We start from the raw sequence: 18,973 nt of genomic DNA, 5'->3' as shown, positions 1-18,973 counted from the left end.
TTTTTATAGGGTCGTAATACTTTCGCCATGTTCGTGAGTTCCAGGTTGCGCGATAATGATAAAGGCTGATACAGGAAGATATTACCGAGGCGCGGATTTCCAAAGGTCCCGCAGTGCCTGCCCTGATCGGGTCAGGTATCCTGTAAATCTGATGTATCCACCAACATTAGGGTTCAATTCCCAATCGCCTTCCACGCGACTTCTTATTCGAATGATCGAATAAAAACAATGAAAAGACCCGGATGAGAGCATCCCATGTCTGGTCTCGATGACAGATACCGGGGCGATGGCTATGCGGCCAGCGGATACCGGAGAGAGCAAGCGCCGACAGGGTTCGAGGCTTCGGGGGTACAGATTCACAGTCGATGCTGGGCTGATGAATCCCATCCCTAGAACACGGAAACAGGCGGTATCTTCCTTTTTCCTCAAGCTTGACCCCGCCGTCCACCCCGAAGGAATGCTCTGCAAGGGTCACTAATCCTACTACAACAAATAAAAATAAAAAATCCTCATTTTAAAAATGTGTGTTGGTTTTAAGGCGGGCAACAGCGATCGGAAGATCAAATGGAACGTGAAGCCGCTACACGCGGAAATGTACATTTTTAAGTTGAGGATTTTAAATACTAGGAGTGATACGATGTTTAAGAAGATAACGATTAAATCTGATGAGCGCGGGCTGCTGTTCAAAAAAGGAAGCTACCACAAGTTGTTGCATCCAGGAACTTACCTATTGAAGACATTTCAGCAGGAAGCAGTTGAAATTTTGAATGTAGCCGAACCATTTTTTGTACCGGATCATGATGTTCGTTTGTTTTTGACAGATCCCCTATTGCTTGAACAATTGAATGTCATCGATGTAGAGGACCATGAATATGTATTGCATTATGAGGATAATCGGTTTGTGGAGCTTCTGACGGCTGGGAAATATGCTTTTTGGAACATGCTTAAGGAGCATCGTTTTGTTCGTGCAGATACTCGACAGCCTGCAATTGATAAGGCATTGGGGCAAGCATTCTTGTCCAAGACACCGGGCTTCTGGAAGGCACTTCAGGTGGCCAGCTATGAAATGGGCTTTTTGTATTACGATAATGTGTTGCAGGGTGAGCTGAAACCAGGTAAATATTATTTCTGGATGTCCACGGTGAATACAGAGATCAAAACGATAGATATGCGACAGCAGCAGTTGGACTTGATGGGACAGGAAATCATGACAGAGGACAAAATCACGCTGCGCCTCAACTTCGTCTGTCAGTACCGTATCATTGATCCATTGCGGGCGTTGGAATACCGAGCATACGAGGAGCAAATGTACATTATGCTTCAACTGCTGCTACGCGAATACGTTGGCACGATGAAGCTGGATGATTTGCTGAAAATGAAGCAAGAGATTGCGGAATATGTTTTGACTCGACTGAATGAGCGGAGCGGCGAATATGGAGTGACTTTTACGTCAGCAGGGGTGAAGGATATTATTTTGCCGGGGGATATCAAGGATATTCTAAATACGGTGCTGTTGGCAGAGAAGAAGGCACAGGCCAATCTCATCACACGACGTGAAGAGACGGCATCCACTCGTAGTCTGCTCAATACGGCCAAGCTGATGGACGAGAATGCCACCCTCTATCGTCTTAAAGAACTGGAATTCATGGAAAAAATCTGCGAGAAGATTGGCACGATTTCGCTGACTGGCGGGAATACGTTGCTGGAGCAGTTGAACACGCTGGTTCACATGAAAGAGGGGTAGGGACTCCAATAACTGAAAATACTCCCGAACGATGAGTGCAAGTCGGCTCAAGGTTCGGGAGTATTTTGCGTTTTAGTTCGTCTTGGTGGATGCAAGAAAAGCGTCCATATCGATCACCGGAATGAGGGTACCCTGATGCTCCATCACGGTAGGGAACAACTCACGTTGCCACTCTTCCTCATTGCTTTGTAGCTGACTGTCCTCGGCAGAAGCCGTGTCCTCCACCTGATCGACAAGCAGAGCAATCTTCGCACGGCTGAGCAAAATCATTTTGTCCTCGGAGGAATCGCTTGATGCAGGAAGAAGCAGCTTTTTGCGTAAATTAAGGATTGTAAAGACACCACCGCGAATAGTCACCATTCCTTCATGCCACGCTTCGGAAAAGGGAAGCGGAGTTCCCTTCTTGGCATTCATGACTTCTTCTACTTCCAGAAAGTTTAAAGCGAACTTTTTGTCCGCCAGACTGCACACAATAAATTCAGACATAGCAATTCTCCTTACATATTCAGATAAGCCATCACAGGTTGTGAATGAGCGGTAAAATGGGTTAACTATTGCGTTTTGACAGATGGAACGATAAAGTTGAGGATGCGGTAAAGTAGTTGTAGTTAATCACAGAATATCACAAACGAGCAGTTAAATCTTCCAAAATAACAACCATACGGCCAAGGCGTGGCTTCAAGTTTCCCTTCATATATAATGTTTGGGACTAAAGCTGTGTCCGATGGAACTACATTTTAAGATAAGCGGGTTGAGGTAGAATGGATCATGAAAAGCAGCGATTAAGTATCGAGGCAGCCAGATTATACTATCTAAACGACTACAGTCAGCAAGATATCGCGGTCAGACTCGGGGTTTCGCGTCCTACGGTATCGCGGTTACTTCAGGCTGCCAAGGAACAGGGATACGTGCGGATCAGTATTGTGGACCCGATGGAGGATATGGACGCGCTCGGAGAGCAGGTGAAGAAGAAATACGGACTGGATACCGTGTTAGTCTGTTATTCGCCGTTAAATGAATATCAGGAGATTAAGAAGCATATTAGCAAAAAAGCAGCCGATTATTTGCATGAAACGGTACAGGATGCTGATATTATTGGAGTGACATGGGGAACAACAATGCATGCCGTGGCGCTTCATCTCCAACAAAAGCAGGTCAAGGGTGTCGAAGTGGTTCAGCTCAAAGGAGGCGTGAGCCATTCACATGTCAACACATATGCCGTGGAAACCGTGAATTTGTTCGCAGAAGCCTTTCATACCATAGCACGGTATTTGCCGCTGCCTGTGATTTTCGACAGTCACGCCGTTAAGAAAATGGTCGAGGAGGATCGGCATATCCAGCGTATTATTGAACTTGGCAAGCAGGCGAACATCGCTGTGTTTACGGTGGGTACGGTCAAGGAGGATGCGTTGCTGTTCCGATTGGGCTATTTTAACGGGGAAGAGCAGAAGCTACTGCAAAGAATTGGCAAGGGCGATATTTGCTCGCGCTTTTTTGACGCTGAGGGCAATATATGCAGTCAGGAAATTAACAGCCGTACCGTTGGGATTGATTTGCCTGATTTGCGAAAGAAGGAGAAGTCCATTCTCGTCGCTGGAGGCCAGCGCAAAGTGGAGGCCATTCGGGCATCGTTGCGTGGCAAGTATGCGAATATCTTGGTGACGGATCAGTTTACGGCACAAGCACTTTTACAATAGAGCAAGTCGTTCTCAATCCAGCAAAATACACGGTTATGGCGTTTCCCTACAGGGTAATATGAAATGTAGGTGACGCCTTGCGCATAAGCTTGAACATAATTTCAAAATGTATTTTACATATGTTCAAAGGCGTGTTATGATGGTCTCATCACAGAGAAATAAAGGACTTTTGTCTTTACACTATTTATCTAATGAAGGAGCTTTTAGATATGAACATTGCAGCATTAATCGACCATACATTGTTGCGTGCAGATGCGACGAAGGATGAATTTACGAAATTGACTGCCGAGGCAAAAAAATATCAGTTTGCTTCTGTATGTGTGAACCCGGCGTGGGTAGCTTATGCAGCAGAACAGCTCGCAGGCACAGGCGTAGCCATCTGTACAGTTATCGGTTTCCCGCTGGGAGCGAGCACGTCCGCAACGAAAGCATTTGAAACGAAAGATGCTATTGCTAACGGAGCGACTGAAATTGATATGGTTATTAACATAGGCGCTTTGAAGGAACGTAATGTACAGCTCGTCGAGCAGGACATCCGTGCGGTCGTGGAGGCAGCTGCCGGTACACTGGTAAAAGTGATTATCGAAACATGCCTGCTGACAGACGAAGAGAAGGTACTGGCATGTGAGCTGTCCGTCAAAGCGGGAGCGAATTTTGTGAAAACCTCGACAGGCTTCTCAACAGGTGGAGCTACTGCGGAAGATGTGGCTTTGATGCGCAAAACGGTAGGACCTGAGATTGGTGTCAAGGCTTCAGGCGGTGTACGCAGTCTGGAAGACGTGCAAAAATTAGTAGAAGCTGGCGCAAGTCGGATCGGTGCAAGTTCCGGTGTGAAAATCATCGAGGGCGAGCAGTCTACATCTTCCTACTAAGTTCATTTTAAAGTCATGGAGGGATTCGCAATGAAGGATCAATTGATTCAGAAAGCGCTTGAGGCGCGTAACCAGGCATATGTTCCGTATTCGAATTTTCAAGTGGGTGCTGCGGTTCTCGGAAGCGATGGCACGATTTATCACGGATGTAATGTGGAAAATGCCTCCTACGGCTTATGCAATTGTGCAGAGCGGACAGCGATTTTCAAAATGGTATCCGAAGGCTGCCGGAAAATTGATTCAATTGCGGTTGTAGCTGATACGGAAGGGCCTGTGTCTCCATGTGGGGCCTGTCGTCAGGTCATTTCCGAATTTGCTCATCAAGATACCAAAATTTATCTGACAAACCTTCATGGCAACACGGAAGAGTGGACGGTGGATCAATTACTGCCGGGTGCCTTTCGACCTGCGGATCTGGGGAAATAAAAAAAAGAATGCCTCTTTGGGGCGCGTTCTTTTTATGGGGAATGTAAGCGCTTAATGTAATGAGGGGGAAATTAAATGAAATATGTAATCGCTCTGGTGGGACTGCTCGTTGTTTTTGCACTTACTTACGTTGCCAGCAGTGACAAACGTAAAATCAGGTATCGTCCGCTGGTGGTTATGGTTGTCTTGCAGGCGGCGCTAGCTTTTGTATTGCTCCACACAGGTATTGGCGAATTTTTGGTCAAAGGCTTTGCAGAAGGTTTTAATAGTCTTTTGGCATATGCAACAGAAGGGATTAACTTTGTATTTGGCGGAATTGCGAATGAAGGAGCAGCACCGTTCTTTATCGGTGTACTGCTGCCAATTGTGTTCATATCCGCGCTGATTGGTATTTTGCAATATGTAAAAGTGTTACCTTTTATTATTAAATATATCGGGCTTGTCTTGAGCAAAGTAAACGGAATGGGTAAACTGGAATCCTACAACGCTGTAGCTTCGGCTATCTTGGGTCAATCCGAGGTGTTTATTTCCGTTAAGAAGCAAATTGGTCTGCTGCCAAAACATCGGTTGTATACGCTGTGTGCGTCTGCGATGTCTACGGTGTCCATGTCGATTGTGGGAGCTTACATGCAAATGTTAAACCCCAAATATGTGGTCACAGCTTTGGTATTGAACCTGTTCGGCGGCTTTATTATCGCTTCCATTATTAATCCGTACAAGATTGAGAAGGAAGACGATTTACTGGAGGTTCAGGAGGAAGAGAAGCAGTCCTTCTTCGAAATGCTCGGGGAGTATATTATGGACGGCTTCAAGGTCGCTATTACGGTAGCTGCGATGCTGATCGGTTTTGTAGCGCTGATTGCCATGGTTAACGGGATTTTCTCCTGGTTGTTTGGAATCAGCTTTCAGGCGCTGCTTGGATATGTGTTTGCGCCTTTCGCTTTTGTCATGGGTATTCCGTGGAACGAAGCTGTTCAGGCGGGTAGCATTATGGCTACCAAACTCGTATCCAACGAATTCGTGGCTATGCTGGATCTGACCAAGCAAACAGGCTTGTCGGAGCGCACGGTCGGGATCGTATCGGTATTCCTTGTATCCTTTGCTAACTTCTCATCCATCGGTATCATTTCCGGGGCGGTGAAGGGGTTGCATGAAAAACAGGGAAATGTGGTGGCCCGCTTTGGTCTGAAGCTGTTGTACGGGGCAACGCTGGTTAGCGTGCTGTCGGCAACGATTGCAGGGTTGTTTTTGTAAAAAAAACAGCGAGTCAGGAAAGGATTTTTATAATGTCTAAATTCAAACGGATTCACTTGGTGGTTATGGACTCGGTTGGTATCGGCGAAGCGCCGGATGCTGCCCAGTTTGATGATTACGATGTAGATACGCTCGGTCATATTGCCCGCGAACGCGGTGGTCTGAAGATGCCGAATATGGGTAAGCTCGGTCTGTCCAATATTCGTTCCATAGAAGGAGTGGCAGCGGCCGACAAGCCGCTCGCGTATTACACTAAGATGCAGGAAGCGTCCAATGGTAAGGATACGATGACGGGTCATTGGGAAATCATGGGTTTGAATATTGCAGTTCCTTTCCGTGTATTTCCTGATGGGTTCCCGGATGAGCTGATTCAACGCATTGAGGAGCACACAGGTCGCAAAGTGATTGGCAATAAGCCTGCTAGCGGAACGGAAATCATTGATGAGCTGGGCGAAGAACACGTGAAAACTGGAGCGCTCATCATCTATACCTCGGCGGACTCTGTGCTGCAAATTGCGGCGCATGAGGAAGTTGTACCTTTGAAGGAGCTCTATGAGATTTGCGAGTTCTGCCGTAAAATCACGCTGGAAGATCCGTACATGCTGGGTCGCATTATTGCACGTCCGTTCGTAGGCGAGGCAGGGAACTTCTCCCGTACCTCCAATCGACATGATTATGCGCTCAAGCCGTTTGGTCGCACCACCATGAACGAGCTGAAGGATGCAGGTCTGGATGTGATCGCCTTGGGTAAAATCTCCGACATTTATGACGGTGAGGGTGTGACGAAGGCGGTGCGTACAGTGTCCAATATGGACGGCATGGATAAGCTGGTGGCTACGCTCGATGAGAATTTCACCGGATTAAGCTTTCTGAATTTGGTGGACTTTGACGCTGTATACGGTCACCGTCGTGATCCGCAGGGATATGGTCAAGCTTTGGACGATTACGATGCGCGTTTGCCAGAGGTTTTTGCCAAAATGACCGATGACGATCTGCTGATCATCACTGCAGATCATGGGAATGACCCGACGTATCGGGGAACGGATCACACCCGCGAATATGTACCTTTGCTGGCATATTCCCCGCGTTTTACAGCTGGGGGCAAGGAGCTTGCGGTTCGTAAAACCTTTGCTGATATTGGAGCGACTGTAGCGGATAACTTTGGTGTAAAACTCCCTGAACACGGAACGAGCTTTTTGGCAGAGCTTCAGTAATCAAAGACTAGCAAGAGTACAAGCAAGATTACTAGTAACGATACAAATAACGATACAAGCATGGACAAATGGGACGGAGGAATAAAAAACATGAGTGTACACATTGGAGCCAAACCCGGAGAAATTGCAGAAACGATTTTGCTGCCAGGAGACCCGCTACGGGCAAAATTTATTGCTGAAACGTATCTGGAGGACGTGACCTGTTACAACGAGGTTCGCGGAATGCTCGGATTCACGGGTACGTACCAAGGCAAACGCTTATCTGTGCAGGGAACCGGGATGGGGCTGCCCTCCATCAGTATTTATGTCAACGAGCTAATTAGCGAATACGGTGTGAAAAACCTGTTCCGCGTGGGTACATGCGGCGGAATGAAGGAGCATGTGCACGTTCGTGACGTCATTTTAGCACAAGCATCCTGTACGGATTCTGGCATGAACCGCCATATCTTTGGCGGCTACGATTACTCGCCGATTGCCAGCTTCGATCTATTGAAGGGTGCTTATGATCGCGGTGTTGCCAAAGGCTTGAACATGCATGTCGGCAACGTATTCAGCTCAGACAGCTTCTACCGTGATGACAAATCAGTGGTACAAAAGCTGATGGAATACGGCGTGCTGGGTGTAGAGATGGAAACTTCGGCTTTATACACGCTGGCAGCCAAGTTTGGCGTAAACGCACTGACGATTCTGACGGTAAGCGATCATTTGCTGACGGGGGAAGAAACGACCGCAGAAGAACGGCAAACGACCTTTAAAGAAATGATGGAAGTTGCACTGGATACAGCAGTATCTCTGTAAATGATTATACGCACAGTGAGGAGAAATGACATATGAGAATGGTAGACTTGATTGAGAAAAAACGTGACGGAAAAGAACTGAGTACAGAGGAAATTAATTTTATTATCCAAGGCTACACTCAGGGTGAAATTCCTGATTATCAAGTCAGTGCATTGGCGATGTCCATTTTCTTCAAAGATATGACCGAACGGGAACGTGCTGATTTGACAATGGCAATGGTTCATTCAGGGGATACGATTGATCTGTCCGCGATTGAAGGTGTAAAGGTCGATAAGCATTCCACTGGCGGTGTGGGTGATACGACAACGCTGGTACTGGCTCCGCTCGTAGCGGCCTTGGACATTCCGGTAGCCAAAATGTCAGGCCGTGGTCTCGGACATACCGGAGGAACGATCGACAAGCTGGAGGCTATTGCAGGCTTCCACGTCGAGATCAGCAAGGACGAATTCGTGGATTTGGTGAATCGCAGCAAAATTGCGGTCATCGGACAAAGTGGTAACCTGACACCTGCGGACAAAAAGCTGTATGCCCTGCGTGACGTTACGGCGACGGTCAACTCGATTCCGCTGATTGCCAGTTCGATTATGAGTAAGAAAATCGCTGCCGGCTCCGATGCCATCGTGCTCGATGTAAAAACAGGTGCAGGCGCATTTATGAAAACCGTAGATGATGCCAAAGCACTGGCACATGCCATGGTGAGCATCGGTAACAATGTGGGTCGCAAAACGATGGCAGTCATTTCCGATATGAGTCAACCGCTGGGTCTGGCCATCGGTAACTCGCTGGAAGTGAAAGAAGCGATTGATACGCTGCGTGGCGAAGGACCGAAAGATCTGGAAGAGCTGTGTATGGCTTTGGGCAGTCAGATGGTATTTTTGGCAGGGAAAGCAGATTCCCTCGAAAACGCCGAAGAAAAGCTCAAAGAAGTCATTCGCAATGGCAAAGCACTGGAGAAATTTAAAGAGTTTATTGCGAATCAGGGCGGTGACGCTTCTGTGGTGGATCATCCTGAACGCTTGCCACAAGCACAGTATCTTATTGAGGTGCCTGCGAAGCAGGATGGTGTGGTAGCTGAAATCGTGGCTGACGAAATCGGTACCGCAGCGATGTTGCTTGGAGCAGGACGTGCGACCAAAGAATCCGAGATTGATCTGGCTGTCGGCTTGATGCTGAACAAAAAGGTCGGGGATGCTGTTCAAAAAGGCGATTCACTGGTTACCATCCATGCGAACCGTGAAGATGTAGCCCAAGTGCTGGAGAAAATCTACGCGAACATCCGTATTGCGGATCACGCGGAAGCGCCAGTACTAATCTATGGAACAGTGACAGAGTAAGCGGTAAGTCCTATTTAAAAAGCCGTATTGGGTGTCTTTGATCAAGTTTGAAAAATATGACAGCTGGACTCATAATAGATATGAGTTCGGCTTTTTTTATTGTAAGGCCGAGGGCAGCACAGAGGGGGAGAGACATGTTCAGATTATACAGCGATGTCCGGGGAGCAGCCTATGAAAGACTGATTGATTATGCTATGGAACGGGCAGACACGTTTATGCTAGGCATACATAAATGGGCGACAGAGGATGAGAATGGAGTGATCGACCAGGATGTCCTGTTCAAGGAATTGTTACAGCAATTGAATCCTTTTTTGCTGTCCACACACTCTTATGAGGAAATTAGGGGCATCCATTCCATTGCCTATACACAAGGAACATTTTACCGATACCAGTGTGCACCCGAGGCGGGGGGACTATTAAAGCAAGCGGCGTCCAGTTTGTTTTCCTGGGTACATCCCCAATTACCTGAAGATCTGTGCTTCCAGAATGCAGATGGAGAGGATTGGATCATTAACATAGCTCACGAACGAATAGGTAGACTAAACATGGCTACAGAAGAAGCGGATGAATTGGAGAAGCTTATTCCCGGTGTGTTTTTTCACAAACCTGAATATCATCAGAATATAGATGTTTTTCTGAACGATGCTATTCGGCATCAACCGGATCGAGTAGAGATTATGCGGTTTGGCTTGAGGGAGATACCGGAACGGATTAGAGAATTGTATTCTCTGAAACATCTGACCATTTTCGAGCAGGATATACGAACACTACCGCATGCTTTGTTCGAATTGGAATCGTTGGAGTCACTGACGATACAAGTAGCGGATTTGGAAGAGCTACCCGCTGACATTGCCAAGCTGACCCGGCTCAAAAGCCTGAGGATCAGCTGTGGATGCTATGATCGCCCGGCACCAGATGTCAAAGTAATTCCCAAAGAGGAGCTGGCATTCCGGCGTTTGCCTCCTGAAATTGGAGAGCTGCAGCAACTGGAGTATCTGGATATCCAGTATAGCGGAATCCGTACGTTGCCTCCTGAAATACAAAACCTGAAAAATCTACGCTCTTTGGACATTGTGAACGGATTCATCGAATCGGCACCCGATTTTATATATAAAATGACTTGGCTTGATCGCTTCCTTATAGAAGATAAGCCGTTCCATCTGTGCAATCACAGTGACGACTGAAGGATAGATAAGAAAAGGAGGAAATCAAATGGTGGAGAAATGGGTTTGGATGGGGGTTGCAGGGGCAATTGTGGGTTATGCCACTTTTGCTAGTTTTCCGACACACACATATACTACATCAACGTCGAGTGTGACGCATCCAGCAATACCGCTAAGCGTGCAGAATAAACAGGGAGGCACAGCGAAGCGTATCGTACATGATCAAAGAATGCATTTTGAAGGACAAGGCGAAACGAACTTTAAATTTGAAGAGGGGCGCAAGCTGTACATCAGTATCAAGAATGTTGGAAAGCAGCCCATACAATACAAGCTCAACAGTTCGAATGGATCGGACTTGCAAGGTACAACGAGCGGATTTTCCAGTCGAACGTTGCAGCCAGGAGAACGCCATGATCTGCTGTTTGTAAAGCCAGAAGGGCAGGATGAAGCAGCAAATGACTCCTTGAAAGAGCTGATTTTGAAAGTAAGTACGGACGATGGATCGCAAGGAATCGTTAAAACCTTCGCATATATTACACTGTAAGCTCCTTCCAGAAAGGGTACGACATGCGGTCATTAGTCTACTTATGTTACAATAGAACGGTTGAAGACTTAAAGAACAGAATAGGTCAGAGCAGAAAGCAGAAAGGATGACCCGTTGTGCCCAAAAACCATGAATTCGGTAATCAAAAGATGTCACGGAGGCTGTCACTCACAGCCATTTTACTTACACTTACTTTTGTAGCACTTACTGGCTGTGGTCAGGATAAGAATGCTGAAACCATCGATACTGGAAGCAGTACAAGCGTGATCGAGAACGGAGCCGGTGGTAATCGTAGCGGTTCAGCCCAAAGTGACAAAGCTGCGAAAGAGAGCGAGAGTGCAGAAAACAGCGATACTGATGCACAAAAGTCAGCTCCTTCGGCTCCAGCTACTTCATCGGATACATCTTCTTCTCCGGCAGTCTCCAATCCATCGCAAAATCCATTTGAGGTAGCAGGTATTCAAGATCCTAAAGCGTTTTTGAACACGTTCAAAGCGCTGCAGAAGGCAGTTGCCGACAATGACAAGGAGAAAGTGGCCAATTATATTTTGTACCCTCTGCGTGTTAATGATAGTGAAAAGTCGCTAACGATTCCGAATAAGAAAGATTTTATGGCCAAGTATGATCAGATTTTTACGGACGCAATTCGCGAGGCACTGGTGAATCAAAAGACAGATGATTTGTTTGTTAATTATCAGGGAGTCATGGTGGGATCGGGTGAACTGTGGTTGAGAAGAGCTACGGACAATCCGAAGCTTTTTGGAGTCTTTTCGATTAATCTTGAAACGGTTGCCAACTAAGTTGTACTCCTTGTGTAAATGACCTCTAAACGGTCGGAAACATATATAATGTTTCTGACTGCCCCCCTTTAAAGAAAGAAAAGTACAGACGATACATACCAAAAAAAGGTTTGACATCACTCCTAAACTCTCGTATTATATCCATATAACTCATTAAACAGGTAGGAATTAAAGAATTAAAGTATGATCTCGCCATTTTGGCGGAGAACCTCTAGGAACAGCAGGCAGACACTGTCCACGCGACAGGTTTGACCTAACAGGGCTGCATCAGGGAATTCTCCGCTCTTTTTTTGATCATGTCTGTAAATAACAGGCGTAAATGAATACAAATTACATAGAATGCGGGGTGTCTTGATGAAGAGGCAATGGAAAAGTGGACTTATTCTCGGACTATCTTTGGTTTTAACGATTATGCTAAGCGCTTGCGGGGCAAGCAAGGGAGGGACGCAGGCGGATGGTAGCTCTGCTGCCGGTTCCAAGGACGTGGAGTTACTCAATGTTTCTTATGATCCGACCCGTGAGCTGTATGAGGCATATAATAAAGCGTTTGCCGCCCATTGGGAGAAGGAGAAAGGGCAGAAGGTTACGATCAAGCAATCTCACGGAGGATCTGGCAAGCAAAGTCGTTCTGTGCAGGACGGACTGGATGCGGACGTGGTAACTCTGGCCCTGGGCTATGATATTGATGCGCTACAGGAAAAAGGACTCGTTAAAGAGGGGTGGCAAAGTAAATATGAGCATAACAGCGCCCCGTACACTTCAACCATCGTGTTACTGGTACGCAAAGGAAACCCGAAAGGGATCAAGGACTGGAACGATTTAATCCGTGGCGATGTGCAAGTTATTACTCCGAATCCTAAAACTTCGGGTGGAGCACGTTGGAACTATCTTGCAGCCTGGGCCTATGCGCTCAAGAAGAACAATAACGATGAAACCAAAGCCCAGCAGTTTGTACAGGACCTGTATAAGCATGTGCCGGTACTGGATAGCGGAGCACGTGGAGCGACAACGACTTTTGTAGAGCGTGGAATTGGCGATGTACTGATTGCATGGGAAAATGAAGCATTGCTCTCCGTGAAGGAGCTGGGTGCGGATAAATTCGATATCGTGTATCCATCGATCAGTATATTGGCTGAACCTCCGGTAGCAGTAGTCGATAAGGTGGTAGATAAAAAAGGTACACGCGAGGTGGCGGACGCGTACCTGAAATATTTGTACAGTGAAGAAGGGCAGACCATTGCTGCCGAAAATTATTATCGCCCAACACTGGAGAGTGTGACGGCAAAGTTCAAGGATCAATTTCCTAACTTGGAGCTCGTAACCTTGAAGGATGTATTCGGGACTTGGAAGGAGACGCAGCAGAAGCATTTCAGCGACAAAGGCATTTTTGACCAGATTTATGTACCCGGCAGTTCATAAAATAGGTGGACTGTGTAGACGATTGGATCGGTAGCCGCGAGTGTCATAGTGAATGGATTCAGAGAGGGATGAACAGAACATGAGTCAAGTGCAAGCCACCCGAAAACGCGTACTTCCCGGGTTCGGGTTAACAATGGGTTATAGTGTGCTGTATCTCAGTCTGGTGGTGCTGGTGCCTTTATCGGCACTGCTTCTGAATTCAACTGGACTGACGTGGGAAAAATTTTGGGACGTGGCGACTGATGTCAGGGTGCTGGCTTCCTACAAGGTAAGCTTTTTGTGTGCCGCGGCTGCGGCGCTGATCGACCTGTTTCTCGGTTTACTGATAGCCTGGGTGCTGGTGCGTTATGAGTTTCCGGGGAAACGAATTTTTGATGCGGTGATTGATCTGCCCTTTGCTTTGCCTACTGCGGTAGCGGGGGTTGCTTTGACTGCTCTGTATGCGCAGAACGGCTGGATCGGTTCGTTGTTTGAACCGCTTGGATGGAGGATGGCGTACTCACAGACGGGGATTACGCTAGCATTGATGTTTATTGGTATTCCGTTCGTCGTACGGACAGTGCAGCCGGTGCTGGAGGAGCTGGACAAGGACGAGGAGGAGGTTGCTGCTACGCTGGGAGCTGGCAGATGGCGTATCTTCTGCAGCGTTATTGTGCCGGAGCTGGTACCACCGCTGCTGACGGGTTTTGCGCTCGCCTTTGCCCGTGGCATTGGCGAGTACGGCTCTGTCGTCTTCATTTCTGGCAATATGCCGATGAAGACGGAAATTGCTCCACTGCTCATAATGTCCAAGCTGGAGCAAAATGACTATGCAGGAGCTACGGCGGTAGCATTGATGCTGTTGGTGATTTCATTCGTGCTGCTATTCGTGATTAACAGCATTCAGCGCTGGTCACGGCGCCGTACTGTCTAAACGTAACTGTCTAATGTAATTATCTACCGTTAACATGCAGGGCTGCGCATAATACCCGCGTTTTAAGGAGGGATACACCATGTCACAAGCGATAACTGGGCAGGTGCTTGCTTCTGCACCAGTGCCTTCATCCGCACCGCCCAACAGGGTCACGACCGAGGCCACTTGGGTGAAGTGGACGCTGATTGGTGCTGCTTTTTTAGCTTTGCTCTGGGTACTGGTATTGCCGCTAATCGTCGTGCTTACCGAAGCGCTCAAGCAAGGATGGGGCGTCTACGTCGAAGCGTTACGGGACCCAGATGCCATGTCTGCATTGCGGTTGACGCTGCTGGTGGCAGCAATAACGGTACCGCTGAATACGGTATTTGGTGTAGCTGCTGCTTGGCTGATCACGAAATTTCAATTTCGCGGCAAAGGCTTGCTGGTCACTTTGATTGATTTGCCCTTTGCCATCTCTCCTGTCGTCGGAGGGCTGATGTATGTATTAGTGTTCGGCGCACAAGGCTGGCTTGGACCGTGGTTGGACGAGCATGATATTAAAATTATATTTGCTTTGCCTGGTATTATTTTAGCGACGCTGTTCATCACCTTTCCATTTGTGGCGCGAGAACTCATTCCAATGATGGAAGATCAGGGACAGCAGGAGGAAGAAGCGGCGGTCACGCTAGGCGCGCGCGGCTGGCGCATTTTCTGGAAAGTGACGCTGCCGAACATCAAGTGGGGTCTGCTATATGGCATCATTTTGTGTAATGCGCGAGCCATGGGTGAGTTCGGTGCAGTGTCCGTCGTCTCTGGACATATCCGGGGAGAGACGAATACACTGCCGCTGCATGTAGAAATTTTGTATAACGAATATCAGTTCTCGGCATCTTTTGCGGTGGCCTCGTTGTTACTGTTACTTGCTCTGGCAACCTTGGTGCTTAAAAGCTGGTTTGGACGCAAACGCGTGCATTAATTTATGATTTTGTATATGATCCCTCAGGGCCTCTCTTTGCGTCTATCGTCTGTTAACGGCGAGAAGATGGGAAGAGAGGCCCTTGTTCTAAGGTGGCTTATATGGATAATAAAATGATCATATCAAGGCACGTTGGTGTGCCCAGGAGGAGCGAAGGGAAAAATGAAACATCCGTTTCAGTCCTACCGTCAGCTGTTTCCAGTGCTATCCTCACATATCCATGTAGGGAGCTGTTCCCAGGGGGCCGTATCGAGGCCGGTTTCTGCTGCCATTGAGGAATATCATCGAAGTTTGCTGCAACACGGTCATAACGGCGATCTGTCTATGGCACGTTTGGAGGAGGCCAGAGGGCATTTTGCCAAGCTCATTGGGGCGGAGCCTGACGAAATTGCGGTCCTGTCCTCAGCCTCTGAGGCGATTGCCGGGGTGGCCACAGCCCTTCCTTATGTACCGGGAAAAGAAGGCATTGTGTATGCGGACACCGACTTTCCGACGGTGGGACACATCTGGCAGGCACAGGAGATGTTCCGCGATCACATCTGCTGTATCCCCTCCATCGAAGGAGAAGTAATGATAGAGCAGTATGAGGAGCATATTACGGAGAAAACTGCGCTCGTTATGGTGTCACAAGTGAACTATACCAACGGATTTCAGCAGGATGTAAAATCCATTGCCGATATAGCTCACCGAAAACAGGCGTTGCTGTTTGTGGATGCTTATCAGTCTGTAGGGATCATTCCAGTGGATGTAAAGGCAATGGGCGTAGATATTTTGGTCGCGGGAGCACGCAAATATATGCTGGGAATTCCGGGCGTGGCTTTTCTTTATGTAAGCAAGGATCGAATAGACCGCTTCAAGCCCCGTCTTACTGGCTGGCTTGGGCAAGAGCCCGCTTCTCGGTTTGATATTGCTCACCCGGTTCCAGCGGCGGGAGCCCGACGCTTTGAGACGGGATTGCCTTCTTTCATTAGCATTTTTGCCGCCAATGCGGCCTTAAAGCTGCTGCTGGAGATTGGAGTCACGAATATTCAGGCCTATATGAGTGAGTTGTTGGATTTTTCCGTTGAATATGGACGGCGCAAAGGGTTACACATACGTGTACCTTACAGTGGAGGCACATTACCAAGCCTGCTCGCTGTTGAAGTAGCCGACGTGTCGGCTGTGGAGAGGAATTTGAGAAGCCAAAATATGATCGTTTCAGCACGAAAGGATGTTATCCGTGTGGCTCCTCATTTTTACAATACGGCTGAGGAAGTCCGACGGGTAATAGATGAATTGGCAGGGAGATGTTGAACGAACGGAAAAAGCCTCTTCCAAGTGAATGGGAGCATGACATGTCCCTTTTTACACAGGAGAGGCTTTTTGAGCGTTTAGAGTTCTAATTATACGATCCGTTTGCGCAGCCAGCCGGAAATCAGATCCGTCAAAATGATCAGGACCACAATGCCGAGCAAAATAACGCCTACACGGTTCCAGTTGCGCATTTGGAGTGCAAATAGTAGCGGAGTACCGATACCACCTGCACCGACCAGACCGAGCGTGGTAGCAGAACGGATATTAATTTCAAAACGGTAAAGCGAATACGAAAGAAACTGCGGAATCACCTGCGGTAGCACGGCGAAGAAGATCACCTGCCAACGATTGGCACCGCACGCGATCAAAGCTTCCTGGGGCCCGTGATCGACACTTTCGATCGTTTCCGAGAAAAGCTTCGCCAGCATGCCGATGGAATGAATGCCAAGGGCAAGCACACCCGCAAACGAGCCGGGCCCTACGGCTTTGATAAACAAGATGGCGACGATCATTTCGGGAAATACCCGGATGACACTAAGCACAAATTTCCCGCTACCCGATAAGGGACGCAGACGGGTCATATTGCTGGACGCCCAAAAGGCGAACGGAAGGCAGACAAATGCGGACACGAAGGTTCCGAGCACTGAAATGACCAGCGTATCCAGCAACCCGCGCAGCAAATCCTCTCCCTCAGGGATGTAGACGAACGACCAGTCGGGATGAAGGAAGCCATCCAATATAGCGACAGAGACACTTTTGGCCGTTCCCTGTAATCCTTCAAACTGCATCCCGCGAAAAGCCCAAATATAGATGATGATTAGCAGAATAGCCAACGCCCATAAGCGCAGGCGGGAGCCAATAGGTCTGCGAAGCGTAGGATCATTCATAATAATTTCCTCCGTAGCAGGTTACTGCCGTAATCAATCGCAAGGACGATGACGAGGGTCAGTAGAATAATGATGCTTGCCCGATCATATCGGAATAGCCCAAGGGAACGGTCAAGCAACAGACCGATACCGCCAGCGCCGACCAGACCCAGAACGGAAGCCGCCCGCACATTAACCTCAAAGGTATACAGCAAGTACGACACAAAATAAGGAAGAGCCTGCGGAACCACACCAAAGGCGATGACTTGAATGCGGCTCGCGCCAACAGCGGTCATGGCTTCCAGCGGCCCGGGATCAATGGCTTCAATCGCCTCAAAGGTCAGCTTGGCTATGATGCCAAAGGAGAAGAAGAGCAGGGCGAGCATCCCCGCAAACGGCCCGATGCCGAACACCGCCACAAAGATCGAGGCAAACAGCAAATCGGGAATCGTCCGTACTAGATTCAGGATCGTGCGCATCGGCAGCGAAATCAGTTTGCGCGGCATCACATTATAGGCACACAGCAAAGCGACAGGGATCGCCAATATGGCTCCCAGTGTCGTGCCAACAATGGCGATCTGGATCGTTTCCAGCATCGGTTTCCAGATGGTAGGCAGGTAGCTCCAGTCGGGTGGAAACATTTCGCCCAACAATTTGCCCATCTCCGGCAAGCCGACGATCAATTGGTAAGGTGTGGCATCCGTATGAATGGAGCAGGCTACCAGCACCACGATAAAAACCATCCAGGTGGCATAACGCTTGTAACGTCCTGGCAAGGGTGGACCTGCGGACGGCTTGCTTGGCTGCGGTGGTCCAGCATGCGGTGACGGTTGCGTCGAAGAGAGCGGCTGGGCAGTGGAGTCGGGCTTCATGATCCCACTCCCAGCAGCTCGTCATGCTTGATGGCCCGGCCGTAGATCTCCGCAAAGGCCTCATCCGTAGCTTCCTCCGGTGTGCCGTCAAAGACCACTTCTCCAGCACGCAATCCGATGATCCGCGTTGCATATTCGCGCGCGAGATCAATGAAATGCAGATTGACGATGGTCGTAATCTGCATTTCACGGTTGATGCGCTGGAGGTCATCCATGACCTGGCGGGTGGTCAGCGGATCCAGCGACGCGACAGGCTCGTCCGCCAGGATGATTTTAGCCTCCTGCGCCAGAGCGCGGGCGATAGATACGCGCTGCTGTTGGCCACCCGACAGTTCATCTGCCCGGCTGTAGGCTTTTTCGCGGATGTTCACGCGCTCCAGCGCTGTTAGTGCCAGTTCGATATCCTCCTTCGGGAAGAGGCCGAGAATGGTTCGCAGCGTCGAATGATAGCCGACACGGCCGGAAAGTACATTGCGGAGCACCGTCGAACGCTTAACCAGATTGAAGCTTTGAAAGATCATGCCGATGTCACGGCGAATGCGCCGCAGCTCGCTGCTTCCAGCAGACGTGACGGACCTGCCACCCACGACAATGTCGCCGGACGTAATGTCATGCAGTCGGTTAATGGAACGCAGCAGGGTAGACTTACCTGCACCGGATAAGCCGACGATGACGACCATTTCTCCCTCCTGAATCGTCAAATTAATATTTTTCAACCCTTTGGTGCCGTTCGGGTATGTTTTCGATACGTTACAGAATTCGATCATATGCTCCCAACTTTCTCCCCCGATGGGGTGGAATGAAAACAA

General features: G+C 48.5%; 20 protein-coding genes. 16 read left to right on the top strand and 4 right to left on the bottom strand.

The genetic code is table 11. The features are described 5' to 3' along the window. Nucleotides 1–255 precede the first annotated feature (255 nt). Together T3H97_RS22295 and T3H97_RS22290 are read left to right on the top strand one after the other, a co-directional pair. On the top strand, nucleotides 256–393 hold the full coding sequence (locus tag T3H97_RS22295; RefSeq protein WP_328800907.1) for a hypothetical protein: 138 nt from the start codon (nucleotides 256–258) through the stop codon (nucleotides 391–393). A gap of 244 nt (nucleotides 394–637) precedes the next feature. Then, a complete protein-coding gene (locus T3H97_RS22290) occupies nucleotides 638–1,744 on the top strand; it encodes a slipin family protein (protein WP_328800906.1) in 1,107 nt (368 codons plus the stop codon). A gap of 72 nt (nucleotides 1,745–1,816) precedes the next feature. Here the strand turns inward: T3H97_RS22290 and T3H97_RS22285 are convergent, their stop codons facing one another. Then, entirely contained in the window at nucleotides 1,817–2,230 is a 414-nt protein-coding gene (locus T3H97_RS22285) for a chemotaxis protein CheW (RefSeq protein ID WP_039273916.1), read from the bottom strand. Between the two features lie 275 nt (nucleotides 2,231–2,505). Between T3H97_RS22285 and T3H97_RS22280 the strand changes: the two genes are divergently transcribed. The 14 genes from T3H97_RS22280 (at nucleotide 2,506) to T3H97_RS22215 (ending at nucleotide 16,426) form a co-directional block, all read left to right on the top strand. Continuing rightward, nucleotides 2,506–3,441: a DNA-binding transcriptional repressor DeoR gene (locus T3H97_RS22280; RefSeq protein WP_023990386.1), complete on the top strand. Its 936-nt coding sequence runs from the start codon at nucleotides 2,506–2,508 to the stop codon at nucleotides 3,439–3,441. A 209-nt stretch (nucleotides 3,442–3,650) separates the two neighbouring features. Further along, nucleotides 3,651–4,313, top strand: a complete 663-nt coding sequence (gene deoC, locus T3H97_RS22275; RefSeq protein WP_076294330.1) for a deoxyribose-phosphate aldolase — start codon at nucleotides 3,651–3,653, stop codon at nucleotides 4,311–4,313. Nucleotides 4,314–4,343: 30 nt separating this feature from the next. Then, the gene (locus T3H97_RS22270) at nucleotides 4,344–4,739 is read left to right on the top strand and encodes a cytidine deaminase (protein WP_103048307.1); all 396 of its coding nucleotides are present in this window, start codon (nucleotides 4,344–4,346) and stop codon (nucleotides 4,737–4,739) included. 75 nt (nucleotides 4,740–4,814) lie between these two features. Next, nucleotides 4,815–5,993, top strand: a complete 1,179-nt coding sequence (locus T3H97_RS22265) for a NupC/NupG family nucleoside CNT transporter (protein ID WP_013312038.1) — start codon at nucleotides 4,815–4,817, stop codon at nucleotides 5,991–5,993. Between the two features lie 32 nt (nucleotides 5,994–6,025). Further along, nucleotides 6,026–7,207 (top strand): phosphopentomutase, encoded by a 1,182-nt coding sequence (gene deoB, locus T3H97_RS22260; protein WP_039273990.1) that lies wholly within the window; start codon nucleotides 6,026–6,028, stop codon nucleotides 7,205–7,207. Between the two features lie 90 nt (nucleotides 7,208–7,297). Next, entirely contained in the window at nucleotides 7,298–8,005 is a 708-nt protein-coding gene (gene deoD, locus T3H97_RS22255) for a purine-nucleoside phosphorylase (protein ID WP_013312036.1), read from the top strand. Between the two features lie 32 nt (nucleotides 8,006–8,037). After that, the gene (locus T3H97_RS22250; protein WP_076294327.1) at nucleotides 8,038–9,339 is read left to right on the top strand and encodes a pyrimidine-nucleoside phosphorylase; all 1,302 of its coding nucleotides are present in this window, start codon (nucleotides 8,038–8,040) and stop codon (nucleotides 9,337–9,339) included. Between the two features lie 134 nt (nucleotides 9,340–9,473). After that, nucleotides 9,474–10,523, top strand: coding sequence for a leucine-rich repeat domain-containing protein (locus T3H97_RS22245; RefSeq protein WP_328800905.1), 1,050 nt, complete (start codon nucleotides 9,474–9,476; stop codon nucleotides 10,521–10,523). Nucleotides 10,524–10,551: 28 nt separating this feature from the next. Further along, a complete protein-coding gene (locus tag T3H97_RS22240) occupies nucleotides 10,552–11,046 on the top strand; it encodes a hypothetical protein (RefSeq protein WP_250240421.1) in 495 nt (164 codons plus the stop codon). Nucleotides 11,047–11,162: 116 nt separating this feature from the next. After that, nucleotides 11,163–11,846: a hypothetical protein gene (locus tag T3H97_RS22235; RefSeq protein ID WP_328800904.1), complete on the top strand. Its 684-nt coding sequence runs from the start codon at nucleotides 11,163–11,165 to the stop codon at nucleotides 11,844–11,846. A 354-nt stretch (nucleotides 11,847–12,200) separates the two neighbouring features. Further along, nucleotides 12,201–13,265 (top strand): sulfate ABC transporter substrate-binding protein, encoded by a 1,065-nt coding sequence (locus tag T3H97_RS22230; protein ID WP_328800903.1) that lies wholly within the window; start codon nucleotides 12,201–12,203, stop codon nucleotides 13,263–13,265. Nucleotides 13,266–13,344: 79 nt separating this feature from the next. Next, on the top strand, nucleotides 13,345–14,178 hold the full coding sequence (gene cysT / locus T3H97_RS22225; RefSeq protein ID WP_029519305.1) for a sulfate ABC transporter permease subunit CysT: 834 nt from the start codon (nucleotides 13,345–13,347) through the stop codon (nucleotides 14,176–14,178). Nucleotides 14,179–14,257: 79 nt separating this feature from the next. Continuing rightward, nucleotides 14,258–15,133, top strand: a complete 876-nt coding sequence (gene cysW, locus T3H97_RS22220) for a sulfate ABC transporter permease subunit CysW (protein ID WP_328800902.1) — start codon at nucleotides 14,258–14,260, stop codon at nucleotides 15,131–15,133. Between the two features lie 162 nt (nucleotides 15,134–15,295). Further along, nucleotides 15,296–16,426: an aminotransferase class V-fold PLP-dependent enzyme gene (locus tag T3H97_RS22215; RefSeq protein WP_328800901.1), complete on the top strand. Its 1,131-nt coding sequence runs from the start codon at nucleotides 15,296–15,298 to the stop codon at nucleotides 16,424–16,426. An 89-nt stretch (nucleotides 16,427–16,515) separates the two neighbouring features. Here T3H97_RS22215 and phnE (T3H97_RS22210) read toward each other — a convergent pair whose 3' ends face one another. The 3 genes from phnE (T3H97_RS22210) to phnC are packed head-to-tail and all read right to left on the bottom strand — an operon-like array spanning nucleotide 16,516 to nucleotide 18,931. After that, complete coding sequence (gene phnE, locus T3H97_RS22210) at nucleotides 16,516–17,313, bottom strand: phosphonate ABC transporter, permease protein PhnE (RefSeq protein ID WP_053326128.1); 798 nt, start codon at nucleotides 17,311–17,313, stop codon at nucleotides 16,516–16,518. Next, nucleotides 17,310–18,164, bottom strand: a complete 855-nt coding sequence (gene phnE, locus T3H97_RS22205; RefSeq protein ID WP_328800900.1) for a phosphonate ABC transporter, permease protein PhnE — start codon at nucleotides 18,162–18,164, stop codon at nucleotides 17,310–17,312. The genes phnE (T3H97_RS22210) and phnE (T3H97_RS22205) overlap by 4 nt, the downstream gene beginning before the upstream one ends. After that, nucleotides 18,161–18,931, bottom strand: a complete 771-nt coding sequence (gene phnC, locus T3H97_RS22200; protein WP_328800899.1) for a phosphonate ABC transporter ATP-binding protein — start codon at nucleotides 18,929–18,931, stop codon at nucleotides 18,161–18,163. Before phnC ends, phnE (T3H97_RS22205) begins: the two co-directional genes overlap by 4 nt. Nucleotides 18,932–18,973 lie beyond the last annotated feature (42 nt).

It is taken from the genome of Paenibacillus sp. LX16, from assembly GCF_036252815.1.
Taxonomy (GTDB): domain Bacteria; phylum Bacillota; class Bacilli; order Paenibacillales; family Paenibacillaceae; genus Paenibacillus; species Paenibacillus polymyxa_B.
The sequence above is the reverse complement of the archived record's forward strand: the minus strand, read 5'-3'. Positions and strand labels throughout refer to the sequence as shown.